Source organism: Arthrobacter woluwensis, from assembly GCF_900105345.1.
Lineage (GTDB): Bacteria > Actinomycetota > Actinomycetes > Actinomycetales > Micrococcaceae > Arthrobacter_E > Arthrobacter_E woluwensis.
This window is the reverse complement of record NZ_FNSN01000003.1, coordinates 1,151,436-1,165,019: the sequence shown is the minus strand read 5'-3', so window position 1 is coordinate 1,165,019 and position 13,584 is coordinate 1,151,436. Positions and strand designations below refer to the sequence as shown.

The 13,584-nt window shown below is 64.1% G+C and carries 7 protein-coding genes; all 7 read right to left on the bottom strand.

Annotation, left to right across the window (positions count from 1 at the left end):
• Position 1 precedes the first annotated feature (1 nt).
• A complete protein-coding gene (rpsJ, locus tag BLV63_RS05925) occupies positions 2-310 on the bottom strand; it encodes a 30S ribosomal protein S10 (protein ID WP_003803825.1) in 309 nt (102 codons plus the stop codon).
• Positions 311-974: 664 nt separating this feature from the next.
• Entirely contained in the window at positions 975-2,165 is a 1,191-nt protein-coding gene (gene tuf, locus BLV63_RS05920) for an elongation factor Tu (RefSeq protein ID WP_066211563.1), read from the bottom strand.
• 224 nt (positions 2,166-2,389) lie between these two features.
• A complete protein-coding gene (gene fusA, locus BLV63_RS05915) occupies positions 2,390-4,504 on the bottom strand; it encodes an elongation factor G (RefSeq protein ID WP_066211566.1) in 2,115 nt (704 codons plus the stop codon).
• Between the two features lie 69 nt (positions 4,505-4,573).
• Complete coding sequence (gene rpsG / locus BLV63_RS05910) at positions 4,574-5,044, bottom strand: 30S ribosomal protein S7 (RefSeq protein ID WP_066211568.1); 471 nt, start codon at positions 5,042-5,044, stop codon at positions 4,574-4,576.
• 1 nt (position 5,045) lies between these two features.
• Positions 5,046-5,420 carry a 30S ribosomal protein S12 gene (gene rpsL / locus BLV63_RS05905; RefSeq protein ID WP_066211570.1) on the bottom strand — a complete coding sequence of 125 codons (375 nt, stop codon included), beginning with the start codon at positions 5,418-5,420 and terminating at the stop codon, positions 5,046-5,048.
• A 463-nt stretch (positions 5,421-5,883) separates the two neighbouring features.
• Positions 5,884-9,783, bottom strand: coding sequence for a DNA-directed RNA polymerase subunit beta' (locus BLV63_RS05900; RefSeq protein ID WP_066211572.1), 3,900 nt, complete (start codon positions 9,781-9,783; stop codon positions 5,884-5,886).
• Between the two features lie 85 nt (positions 9,784-9,868).
• Positions 9,869-13,369, bottom strand: coding sequence for a DNA-directed RNA polymerase subunit beta (rpoB, locus tag BLV63_RS05895; protein WP_066211575.1), 3,501 nt, complete (start codon positions 13,367-13,369; stop codon positions 9,869-9,871).
• Positions 13,370-13,584: the final 215 nt, after the last annotated feature.

The following is a 13,584-nucleotide window of genomic DNA, read 5'->3' as shown; positions in this document are numbered from 1 at the left end:
CCTAGAGCTTGATTTCGATGTTCACGTCGGCCGGCAGGTCGAGACGCATGAGCGAGTCAACAGCCTTCGGCGTGGGGTCGATGATGTCGATCAGACGCTTGTGAGTACGCATTTCGAAGTGCTCACGGCTGTCCTTGTACTTGTGGGGAGAACGGATAACGCAGTAAACGTTCTTCTCCGTGGGCAGCGGCACCGGGCCGACTACCGTTGCGCCTGCGCGCGTGACCGTCTCAACGATCTTCCGTGCCGAAACATCAATGACCTCGTGGTCATATGACTTCAGCCGGATGCGGATCTTCTGTCCCGCCATGTCGCCTGACTCTCTTTCATTAGGTTCAGTCCTGAGTGATCAGGACCGCTATTCGCATCTCTTTGCTGTTATGTGCGGCTGCCGAGGCATTTGAAGTCGTGACTACCGCTCTCCGCATGAGCTGAATCCGAGTTGGACCCGGGTTCCTCAACCCACCGGAGCAACCGACCCACGCGGTCGGGCGTGTCGGCCAGATTCTGGACGCGTCACACCGTTCTCAGTGGATGGATTGGTCATGTTTGGTCCCCAGCCTGGTCCCTGACACCCGGCATTATCCGGGTCGGGGCACGAAGGGGCGCTTGAACAACCCTTCAAGTATGGCGCATCTGGAAGAGAATAGCGAATCGGCCTCCCAACGGACCTCCGACCGACCGCTCCGCGAGATGCCGCTACGCCTTCCACGCGCCACTCCGGAGCCGACCCAGCGGGAGCGGCCCGCACCCCAGACGAGCCTCGCGCCGGCCCAGTGCGCCCGGAGCCGGCAAGAAGCCCGCCAAGCTCCCTCAGGGGCCCGTGAGCAGCGCCGCCGCTCCTTCCCTGCCGGTCGCCGAAGGCGAGCGAAGACCACCGCATGCGGGCCCGCTCCTGAGGACAAAGCAAAGGCCCCGCTGCCGAAGCAGCGGGGCCTTCACACCGGCATCAGCCGGAAATCATCAGTCAGTGACTACTTGATGATCTTGGTCACACGACCCGAACCAACGGTGCGGCCACCTTCACGGATGGCGAAGCCGAGGCCCTCTTCCATGGCGATGGGCTGGATCAGCTCAACGCTCATTTCGGTGTTGTCGCCAGGCATGACCATTTCGGTGCCCTCGGGGAGGGTGATCACGCCGGTGACGTCCGTGGTGCGGAAGTAGAACTGCGGGCGGTAGTTCGAGTAGAACGGGTTGTGGCGGCCGCCTTCATCCTTGGAGAGGATGTAGACGTTGGCCTCGAAGTTGGTGTGCGGGGTGATGGAACCCGGCTTCACCACAACCTGGCCACGCTCGACATCGTCGCGCTTGAGGCCACGGAGCAGCAGACCACAGTTCTCGCCGGCCCATGCTTCGTCGAGCTGCTTGTGGAACATCTCGATACCGGTGACCGTGGTCTTCTGGACCGGGCGGATGCCGACGATCTCGACCTCGGAGTTGATGGCGAGGGTGCCACGCTCGGCGCGGCCGGTCACCACGGTGCCACGACCGGTGATGGTGAAGACGTCCTCGATCGGCATCAGGAACGGCTTGTCACGGTCACGAACCGGGTCCGGAACGGACTCGTCGACGGCGGCCATGAGCTCCTGGACGGAAGCAACCCACTTGGGGTCGCCTTCCAGAGCCTTCAGACCGGAGACGCGGATGACGGGAGCGTTGTCGCCGTCGAAGTCCTGCGAGGACAGAAGTTCACGAACTTCCATCTCCACGAGGTCGAGGAGTTCCTCGTCCTCGACCATGTCGGACTTGTTCAGCGCGACCAGCAGGTAGGGGACACCAACCTGGCGGGCGAGCAGAACGTGCTCACGGGTCTGAGCCATCGGGCCGTCAGTGGCGGCAACCACGAGGATTGCACCGTCCATCTGAGCAGCGCCGGTGATCATGTTCTTGATGTAGTCAGCGTGGCCGGGGGCGTCAACGTGTGCGTAGTGACGCTTCTCGGTCTGGTACTCCACGTGGGAGATGTTGATGGTGATACCGCGCTGGCGCTCTTCCGGAGCAGAGTCAATGGAAGCGAAGTCGCGCTGCTCGTTGAGATCCGGGTACTGGTCGTACAGCACCTTGGAAATGGCGGCCGTCAGCGTCGTCTTACCGTGGTCAACGTGACCGATGGTGCCGATGTTGACGTGCGGCTTAGTCCGCTCGAACTTTGCCTTTGCCACAGGTTCCTCCTAGAACATTTTTCAAGTGACGTGCTGACTCTGCTACGGGTGTCGCGGCAGAACTTGTACAAGTCTACTTGGGGGCAGGGGTTTTGATGAAATTGCGGTTCAGGGGCCGGTTGGTCCCTGGGGCCTGAATGTCGCGGCTCCCTCGGCGAGCTGCCGAAAGCCACGCGACGCCGGCGGGGAAAGCCCGAAGGCCTCCCCCACCGGGGTGCGACAACTTACTCGCCGCGGTTCTTCTGGATGATCTCGTCAGCCACAGCCTTGGGAACCTCGGCGTAGCTGTCGAAGGTCATCGAGTACACCGCGCGGCCCTGCGTCTTGGAACGCAGGTCACCGATGTAGCCGAACATCTCGGACAACGGAACGTTGGCACGGATGACCTTGACGCCTGCAGCATCCTCCATGGACTGGATCATGCCACGACGGGAGTTGAGGTCACCGATGACATCGCCCATGTACTCCTCGGGAGTACGGACCTCGACGGCCATGAGCGGTTCCAGCAGAACCGGGTTGGCACGGCGTGCGCCTTCCTTGAACACCTGGGAACCGGCGATCTTGAACGCCATTTCCGAGGAGTCGACGTCGTGGTAAGCGCCGTCGATCAGGATGGCCTTCACACCCACCATGGGGTAGCCGGCCAGGATGCCGAACTGCATGGCGTCCTGGATACCTGCGTCGATGGAGGGGATGTACTCGCGCGGAACGCGGCCACCGGTGACCTTGTTCTCGAACTCGTAGAAGGTGCCGTCCGTGGTCTCGAGCGGCTCGAAGGAAACCTGCACCTTGGCGAACTGACCGGAACCACCGGTCTGCTTCTTGTGGGTGAAGTCGACCTTCTCAACGGCCTTCTTGATGGTTTCGCGGTACGCGACCTGGGGCTTGCCCACGTTGGCCTCGACCTTGAACTCGCGGCGCATGCGGTCCACCAGGATGTCCAGGTGGAGCTCGCCCATGCCGGCGATGACCGTCTGGCCGGTGTCCTCGTTGAGGGAGACCTGGAAGGTCGGGTCCTCAGCGGAGAGCTTCTGGATGGCCGTGGAGAGCTTCTCCTGGTCACCCTTCGAGTTCGGCTCGATGGCCACGGAGATCACGGGCTCCGGGAAGCTCATGGACTCCAGCACGATCTGATTGTTCGGATCGCACAGGGTGTCACCCGTGGTGGTGTCCTTCAGACCGATGGCGGCGTAGATGTGGCCCGCGGTGGCGCCCTCGACGGGCATCTCCTTGTTGGCGTGCATCTGGAAGAGCTTGCCGATGCGCTCCTTCTTGCCCTTGGTGGAGTTGACCACCTGGGCGCCGGCCTCGACGTGACCGGAGTACACGCGGACGAAGGTCAGCTGACCGAAGAACGGGTGTGCCGCGATCTTGAAGGCGAGAGCGGAGAAGGGCTCGTCAGCGCTGGGCTTACGGACCAGTTCCTCTTCCTCGTTGCGCGGGTTGTGACCGACCATGTCCGGCACGTCCAGCGGGGACGGCAGGAAGTCGATGACGGCGTCGAGCATCGGCTGCACACCGCGGTTCTTGAAGGCGGAGCCACAGAACACCGGGTAGAGCTCGGAGTTGACGGTCATCTTGCGGATGCCGGCCTTGAGCTCCTCGAGGGTGAGTTCTTCGCCCTCGAGGTACTTCTCCATGAGTTCCTCGGAGGACTCGGCGACGGTCTCCACGAGCTGTGCGCGGTATTCCTCGGCACGCTCCTTCAGATCGGCCGGGATCTCCTGGACCTCGTAGGAGGCGCCCATGGTCACGTCGCCCTTGGCATCGCCGGGCCACACCAGGGCACGCATCTCGAGCAGGTCCACGACACCGATGAAGTCGTTCTCGGAACCGATCGGCAGCTGCATGACGAGCGGCTTGGCGCCCAGGCGGCTGATGATGGTGTCGACGGTGAAGTAGAAGTCAGCGCCCAGCTTGTCCATCTTGTTGACGAAACAGATGCGGGGGACGTTGTACTTGTCGGCCTGACGCCACACGGTCTCGGACTGCGGCTCCACGCCTTCCTTGCCGTCGAAGACGGCGACGGCGCCGTCGAGGACGCGCAGGGAGCGCTCAACCTCAACGGTGAAGTCCACGTGACCGGGGGTGTCGATGATGTTGATCTGGTTCTTGTTCCAGAAGCAGGTCACGGCGGCAGACGTGATGGTGATGCCGCGTTCCTTCTCCTGTTCCATCCAGTCGGTGGTGGACGCACCGTCGTGCGTTTCACCGATCTTGTGGTTCACACCCGTGTAGAAGAGGATGCGCTCCGTAGTAGTGGTCTTGCCGGCATCGATGTGGGCCATGATGCCGATGTTGCGGACCTTGTTAAGGTCGGTAAGCACGTCCTGTGCCACGGTGTCTCCCTTTGAGATGGACAACACGTCCGCCGCCGACCGAGGAGGCCGGCGGCGGTTCGTGTGTTTTTACCAGCGGTAGTGGGCGAAGGCCTTGTTGGACTCGGCCATCTTGTGGGTGTCTTCGCGACGCTTCACGGCGGCGCCGAGACCGTTGGAGGCATCCAGGATCTCGTTGCGGAGGCGCTCGGTCATGGTCTTCTCACGACGGGCCTTGGAGTAACCGACGAGCCAGCGCAGGGCCAGCGCCGTGGCGCGACCCGGCTTGACCTCGACCGGAACCTGGTAGGTGGCGCCACCGACACGGCGGGACTTGACCTCAAGGCTCGGCTTGATGTTGTCCATGGCCTTCTTCAGGGTGGCGACGGGATCGTTGCCGTTCTTCTCGCGGGCACCTTCAAGGGCACCGTAGACGATGCGCTCGGCGGTGGACTTCTTGCCGTCCACGAGAACCTTGTTGATCAGCTGGGTGACCAGCGGGGAACCGTAAACCGGATCCGAAACGAGCGGCCGCTTGGGGGCCGGACCCTTGCGAGGCATATTACTTCTTCTCCATCTTTGCGCCGTAGCGGCTGCGAGCCTGCTTGCGGTTCTTCACACCCTGGGTGTCGAGGGCACCACGGACGATCTTGTAGCGAACGCCGGGGAGGTCCTTCACACGACCACCGCGCACCAGCACGATGGAGTGTTCCTGCAGGTTGTGACCCACACCCGGGATGTACGCGGTGACCTCGACGCCGCCGTTGAGGCGGACACGGGCGACCTTACGGAGAGCCGAGTTCGGCTTCTTCGGGGTGGTGGTGTAGACGCGGGTGCAGACGCCGCGGCGCATCGGGCTGCCCTTAAGGGCAGGAGCCTTGGTCTTGGAGACCTTCGGCGTGCGGCCCTTACGGACCAGCTGCTGAATAGTAGGCACTGTTCGTGTTCTCCATCATCTGGAGCGGCCGTTCCCAGCCGCTCCCCATTTGCTTTGCCCCGGCCTGTCAGTCTGCGGACTGAACCACAGGAACGCCAGGGCGAAGCACTTCAAAGAGATGCACGCCCGGCCCCGATCCGAACAATCCGCAAGGGCCCCAGGCATGCAAAATCGTGGCATTCGTTGTGCAAGTTCCCCACAACATGGACGGTGTCCGCTGCCACGTAAATCAATCAGATCAACTGTACCACGGCGGCGCCTGCTCCCGTGAATCGCGGGCGGTCGGGCGCTGGGCCGCGCTCCCCTCTCCCGTGACACTTCCCCCGGGGCCGACGACGGCGCCTGGCCGCCGTCGTCGGCCCCTCACCGGAAGCGCCGGGCGCCCGGGTTCACGGAAACGCGGGAGGGCCCCACCGGAATCCGGTGAGGCCCTCCCTGTCACGCATCAGATGCGCTGCGATCCTTAGCGGTAGTCGCCGCCGAGGTCGTAGTCATCCAGCGGGATGGCGTGGAACTCGCTGCCACCGTCGACACCCATGGGGTCGTAGGAGAAGTCGCTGAACGAGGCCTGAGCGGAGAAGATGCTCGCCTTGGCCTCCTCCGTCGGCTCGACGCTGACATCGGTGTAGCGCGGCAGGCCGGTGCCGGCCGGGATGAGCTTACCGATGATGACGTTCTCCTTGAGGCCCAGCAGCGGGTCGCTCTTGCCTTCCATGGCCGCCTGGGTGAGTACCCGGGTGGTCTCCTGGAAGGAAGCGGCCGACAGCCACGACTCGGTGGCGAGCGACGCCTTGGTGATGCCCATGAGCTCGGGACGGCCGGAGGCCGGCTTCTTGCCCTCGGACACCACGCGGCGGTTCTCGCCTTCGAAGCGGCCACGCTCGGCGAGCTCGCCGGGCAGCAGATCCGAATCGCCGGACTCGATCACGGTGACGCGACGCAGCATCTGGCGGACGATGACCTCCACGTGCTTGTCGTGGATGCCGATGCCCTGGCTGCGGTACACGCCCTGAACCTCGTCCACCAGGAACTTCTGCGCGGCACGGGGGCCCATGATGCGCAGCACCTGCTTCGGGTCCACCGGACCCTGGACGAGCTTCTGACCCACCGAGACGTGCTCGCCATCGGCGACCAGCAGACGGGAACGGCGCAGGATCGGGTAAGCCAGCTCCTCCGTGCCGTCGTCAGGAGTGACGACGATGCGGACCGAGTTCTCACCTTCCTCGATGCTCACGCGGCCGGCAGCCTCGGAGATCGGGGCCACACCCTTCGGGGTGCGAGCCTCGAAGAGCTCCTGGATACGGGGCAGACCCTGGGTGATGTCGTCGCCACCGCCGGCGGACACGGCACCACCCGTGTGGAAGGTACGCATGGTCAGCTGCGTGCCGGGCTCACCGATGGACTGAGCGGCGATGATGCCGACAGCCTCGCCGATGTCCACGGTCTTGCCGGTGGCCAGCGAACGGCCGTAGCAGAGAGCACAGGTGCCCACCGTGGACTCACAGGTCAGCACGGAGCGGACCTTGACCTCGGTGATGCCCGCGGCGAACAGCTCGGCGATGACGACGTCACCGCAGTCACTGCCACCGGCGGCCAGCACATTGCCCTCGGCGTCGACGACGTCGACGGCCAGGGTGCGGGCGTAGGCGCTGTTCTCGACGTTCTCGTCCAGACGCAACTCACCGTTCTCGTCGACCAGGGCGATCGGGGTCACCAGACCACGCTCGGTGCCACAGTCGGCCTCGCGGACGATGACGTCCTGCGAGACGTCCACCAGACGACGGGTCAGGTAACCCGAGTTGGCGGTACGCAGAGCGGTGTCGGCCAGACCCTTACGGGCACCGTGCGTCGCGATGAAGTACTCGAGCACGGACAGGCCCTCACGGTAGGAGGACTTGATCGGACGCGGGATGATCTCACCACGGGGGTTGGCCACGAGGCCACGGATACCCGCGATCTGACGGACCTGCATCCAGTTACCACGGGCACCGGAGGACACCATGCGGTTGATGGTGTTCATCGGGGACAGCGACTTGCGCATGACCGAGGCGACCTCGTCCGTGGCCTTGCCCCAGAGCTCGATGAGCTCCTGACGGCGCTCGTCCTCGTCGATCAGACCCTTGTCGTACTGGCTCTGGATCTTCGCGGCCTTCTCCTCGTAGCCCGCGAGGATCTCCGGCTTGGCGGCCGGGACCTCGATGTCGGACACGGCGACGGTCACACCGGAGCGCGTGGCCCAGTAGAAACCGGCGTCCTTGAGGTTGTCCAGCGTCGCGGCGGTGACGACCTTGGGGTAACGCTCGGCCAGATCGTTGACGATCCGGGAGAGCTCGCCCTTGTCGGCGACCGCCTCGACCCAGGGGTAGTCCGCGGGCAGGGTGTCATTGAAGATGACCTGTCCCAGGGACGTCTCGACCAGCACAGGCTGACCCGGCTCCCAGCCCTCGGGGCCTTCCCAGCCTTCGTACGGCACGAAGTTGTCCAGGCGGATCTTCACCTTGGAGTTCAGGTGGAGTTCCCGCGCGTCGAACGCCATGATCGCCTCGGAGACGGAGGAGAAGATCCGGCCTTCACCAGCAGAGCCCACACGCTTGGTGGTCAGGTGGTAGAGACCGATGATCATGTCCTGCGACGGGAGGGTCACGGGGCGGCCGTCGGACGGCTTCAGGATGTTGTTCGAGGACAGCATCAGGATGCGTGCCTCAGCCTGGGCCTCGGGGCTCAGGGGCAGGTGCACAGCCATCTGGTCGCCGTCGAAGTCCGCGTTGAAGGCGGCGCACACGAGCGGGTGCAGCTGGATGGCCTTGCCCTCCACGAGCTGCGGCTCGAAGGCCTGGATGCCCAGACGGTGCAGGGTGGGTGCACGGTTGAGCAGCACCGGGTGTTCGGTGATGATCTCTTCCAGCACGTCCCAGACCTGCGGACGGTAACGCTCGACCATGCGCTTCGCGCTCTTGATGTTCTGCGCGTGGTTGAGGTCCACGAGGCGCTTCATCACGAACGGCTTGAAGAGCTCCAGGGCCATCTGCTTGGGCAGACCACACTGGTGCAGCTTCAGCTGCGGGCCGACGACGATGACCGAACGGCCCGAGTAGTCGACGCGCTTGCCGAGGAGGTTCTGGCGGAAACGACCCTGCTTGCCCTTGAGCATCTCGCTCAGGGACTTCAGCGGACGGTTGCCCGGACCCGTGACGGGCCGGCCACGACGGCCGTTGTCGAAGAGGTTGTCGACAGCTTCCTGCAGCATGCGCTTTTCGTTGTTCACGATGATCTCCGGAGCACCCAGCTCAAGCAGACGCTTGAGGCGGTTGTTGCGGTTGATCACGCGGCGGTACAGGTCGTTGAGGTCGGAGGTCGCGAATCGGCCACCGTCCAGCTGCACCATCGGGCGCAGTTCCGGCGGGATCACCGGGACGGCGTCCAGGACCATGCCCAGCGGGCTGTTGTCCGTGGTGAGGAAGGCGTTGACGACCTTGAGGCGCTTGAGCGCACGGGTCTTCCGCTGGCCCTTGCCGTTCTGGATGATGTCCTTCAGCAGCTCGGCCTCGGCAGCGAGGTCGAAGGTCTCGAGGCGCTTCTTGATCGCCTCGGCGCCCATGGAGCCCTCGAAGTACATGCCGTAACGGTCACGCAGCTCGCGGTACAGGCCCTCGTCGCCCTCGAGGTCGGCGACCTTGAGGTTCTTGAAGCGGTCCCAGACCTGCTCGAGGCGCTCGATGTCGGCGTCCGCACGCTTGCGGACGTTCGCCATCTGACGGTCGGCGGAGTCGCGGGCCTTCTTCTTGTCGGCGGCCTTGGCGCCTTCGCCCTCGAGGCGGGCAAGCTCGTCCTCGAGGTCACGGGCGATCGCCGCGATGTCGGCGTCGCGGGTGTCGATCAGCTGCTTCTTCTCCACGTCGTGCTCGATCTGGAGGTTCGGCAGTTCGGCGTGACGGTTCTCCTCGTCAACGCTGGTGATCATGTAGGCGGCGAAGTAGATGACCTTTTCGAGGTCCTTCGGCGCCAGGTCGAGCAGGTACCCCAGACGGGACGGAACGCCCTTGAAGTACCAGATGTGGGTGACGGGAGCGGCGAGCTCGATGTGGCCCATGCGCTCACGGCGCACCTTGGCACGAGTGACCTCGACGCCACAGCGCTCACAGATGATGCCCTTGAAGCGCACGCGCTTGTACTTGCCGCAGTAGCACTCCCAGTCACGGGAAGGACCGAAGATCTTTTCGCAGAAAAGACCGTCCTTCTCCGGCTTCAGGGTGCGGTAGTTGATGGTTTCCGGCTTCTTGACTTCGCCATAGGACCAGTCACGGATGTCATCCGCAGTGGCCAGGCCGATCTGCATGAGGCCGAAGGAAGATTCGCTGGACATGGAATCCTGTTCTCTCTTGTCTCTAAGTCTTGACTGTCAGGAAGAGGTGGGGTGCAGCGGCGGCCAGAGCCGCCGCCGCACGTCACTACACCTCTTCGACGGAACTGGGCTCTGCGCGGGACAGATCGATGCCCAGTTCTTCGGCAGCCGTGAAGACTGCATCGTCAGAGTCACGCATCTCGATCGTGGTGCCGTCGGTGGAGAGGACCTCCACGTTCAGGCAGAGCGACTGCATTTCCTTGATCAGAACCTTGAAGGATTCGGGAACGCCCGGCTCCGGGATGTTCTCGCCCTTGACGATCGCCTCGTACACCTTCACGCGGCCGTGGATATCGTCAGACTTGATGGTGAGGAGCTCCTGGAGCGTGTACGCCGCGCCATAGGCCTCCAGCGCCCACACTTCCATCTCACCGAAGCGCTGACCGCCGAACTGGGCCTTACCGCCCAGCGGCTGCTGCGTGATCATGGAGTACGGACCGGTGGACCGGGCGTGGATCTTGTCGTCCACCAGGTGGTGGAGCTTCAGGATGTACATGTAGCCCACGGAGATCGGGTCCGGGAACGGCTCGCCGGAACGGCCGTCGAACAGACGGGTCTTTCCGGAGGCGTCGATCAGACGGTCACCGTCACGGGTCACGTTGGTGGAGTTCAGCAGGCCTGCGATCTCCTCTTCCCGTGCACCGTCGAACACCGGGGTGGCCAGGGTCTGGTTCGGCGCGGTCTCACGGGGCAGGTTCGGAAGGTTCTTGACCCACTCCGGCTCGCCCTCGATCTTCCAGCCGGTCTTCGCGACCCAGCCCAGGTGCGTTTCCAGCACCTGGCCGACGTTCATTCGGCCCGGGACGCCCAACGGGTTCAGGACCACGTCGACCGGGGTGCCGTCCGCCAGGAACGGCATGTCCTCGATCGGCAGGATCTTGGAGATGACACCCTTGTTGCCGTGACGGCCGGCGAGCTTGTCGCCGTCCGTGATCTTGCGCTTCGCGGCCACGTAGACGCGCACCAGCTGGTTCACGCCCGGGGGCAGCTCGTCGTCGTTGTCGCGGTCGAAGACGCGGACACCGATCACGGTGCCGGACTCGCCGTGGGGCACCTTCAGGGAGGTGTCACGCACTTCGCGGGACTTCTCACCGAAGATGGCGCGCAGAAGGCGCTCCTCCGGGGTCAGCTCGGTCTCGCCCTTCGGGGTGACCTTGCCGACCAGGATGTCCCCGGCCTCGACCTCGGCGCCGATGTGGATGATGCCACGCTCGTCCAGGCCCGCCAGGACCTCTTCGGAGACGTTCGGGATGTCACGGGTGATCTCCTCGGCACCGAGCTTGGTGTCGCGGGCATCGATCTCGTGCTCCTCGATGTGGATGGAGGACAGGACGTCCTCGGCCACCAGGCGCTGGGACAGGATGATGGCATCCTCGAAGTTGTGGCCTTCCCAGGACATGAACGCGACCAGGAGGTTGCGTCCCAGGGAGAGCTCACCCTGGTCCGTGGAGGGACCGTCGGCGATGATGCCGCCGACCTCGAGGCGCTGGCCTTCATCCACCAGAACGCGGTGGTTGTAGCAGTTGCCCTGGTTGGACCGGGAGAACTTACCGATGCGGTAGCTCGTCTCGGTGCCGTCGTCGTTCAGCATGACCACGAGGTCGGCGGAGACCTCGGAGACCACACCGGCCTTCTTGGCCACCACGACGTCGCCGGCGTCCACGGCTGCGGCGCGCTCCATGCCGGTGCCCACGAAGGGGGCCTCGGCGCGGACCAGCGGCACGGCCTGACGCTGCATGTTCGCACCCATGAGGGCGCGGTTGGCGTCGTCGTGCTCCAGGAACGGGATCAGAGCGGTCGCCACGGACACCATCTGGCGCGGAGAAACGTCCATGTACTGCACGTCCTCGGCCGGGATGAGCACGGGCTCGCCTCCACCGCCGCGCTCACGGACGAGGACGGTGTCCTCGGTGAAGCGGTTGTCGGCGTCCAGCGGCGCGTTCGCCTGGGCGATGACGACCTCGGCCTCGTCATCGGCGGTCAGGTACTCGACCTGGTCGCTGACGACACCGTTGGCCACCTTGCGGTACGGGGTCTCGATGAAACCGAAGGCGTTGATGCGGCCGTAGGAGGCCAGCGAGCCGATCAGACCGATGTTCGGGCCTTCAGGGGTCTCGATGGGGCACATGCGGCCGTAGTGGGACGGGTGCACGTCACGGACTTCCATGCCGGCACGGTCACGGGACAGACCACCCGGGCCAAGAGCCGAGAGACGGCGCTTGTGGGTCAGGCCCGAGAGCGGGTTGTTCTGGTCCATGAACTGGGACAGCTGCGAGGTTCCGAAGAACTCCTTGATGGCTGCCACCACCGGGCGGATGTTGATCAGCGACTGCGGCGTGATGGCCTCGACGTCCTGCGTGGTCATGCGTTCGCGGACCACGCGCTCCATACGGGACAGACCCGTGCGGACCTGGTTCTCGATGAGCTCGCCCACGGCGCGGATGCGGCGGTTGCCGAAGTGGTCGATGTCATCGACCTCGACGCGCAGATCCACTTCCTGGCCGTCACGGACGCCCTTGATGGTGGTCTCGCCGGCGTGCAGTGCCACGAGGAACTTGATCATGGCCACGATGTCCTCGACGTGGAGGATGGAGGCCTCACGGTCGGACAGCGGGCGGTCGATGCCGAGCTTGCGGTTGATCTTGTAACGGCCGACCTTGGCCAGATCGTAGCGCTTGGCATTGAAGTAGAGGTTGTCCAGAAGGTTCTGGGCGGCCTCGACGGTGGGCGGCTCGCCCGGACGCAGCTTGCGGTAGATGTCCAGGAGGGCTTCCTCCTGGGTCTGCGTGGCATCCTTCTCGAGGGTGGCGCGCATGGAATCGTACTGGCCGAACTCCTCCAGGATCTGGCCTTCGGTCCAGCCGAGAGCCTTCAGCAGCACGGTGACGGACTGCTTGCGCTTGCGGTCCAGACGGACGCCGACCTGATCGCGCTTGTCGATCTCGAGCTCGAACCAGGCACCCCGGGACGGGATGATGCGGGCCGAGTAGATGTCCTTGTCACTGGTCTTGTCCGGGGACTTCTCGAAGTAGGCGCCCGGGGAACGGACCAGCTGCGAGACGACGACACGCTCGGTGCCGTTGACCACGAAGGTGCCCTTCTCCGTCATCAGCGGGAAGTCACCCATGAACACGGTCTGCTGCTTGATCTCGCCCGTGTTGTTGTTGATGAACTCAGCCTTGACGTACAGCGGGGCGGAGTAGGTCGCGTCGCGATCCTTGCACTCGGCCATGGTGTACTTGGGCTCGTAGAACTCCGGGTCGGAGAAGCTCAGGGACATGGTGCCCTGGAAATCCTCGATCGGGGAGATCTCTTCGAAGATGTCGGCCAGGCCGGACGTCGTGGCGACGGACTCGTCGCCGGCTTCGACAGCGGCGGCGACCTTGGCCTGCCAGCGCTCGTTCCCTACCAGCCAGTCAAAGCTGTCCGTCTGGAGTGCGAGCAGATTCGGGACGTCAAGCGGCTCGTGAATCTTCGCGAATGAGATGCGACGAGTCGCACCATCAGTGGTAGCGGTTTCATTGTTTGGGGTGCTCGAGGCGACCAAGAGGGTTCCTTCCACAGACCTTCGGGCTGAACAGCCCTCCCCCATTGAGTGTCCAAAGCGCACGACGCGTTTGGCACCACCCGACCGGGACCGCTATATGACCCGGGACCGTTGAGCGGCATAAGCACTCTTTGCTTAAATGCCACAGACACGACCAGCCCACCGCTATATGAAGGCCGAAGGTACAGAGGGAAGACGCAAATATCCACGATACA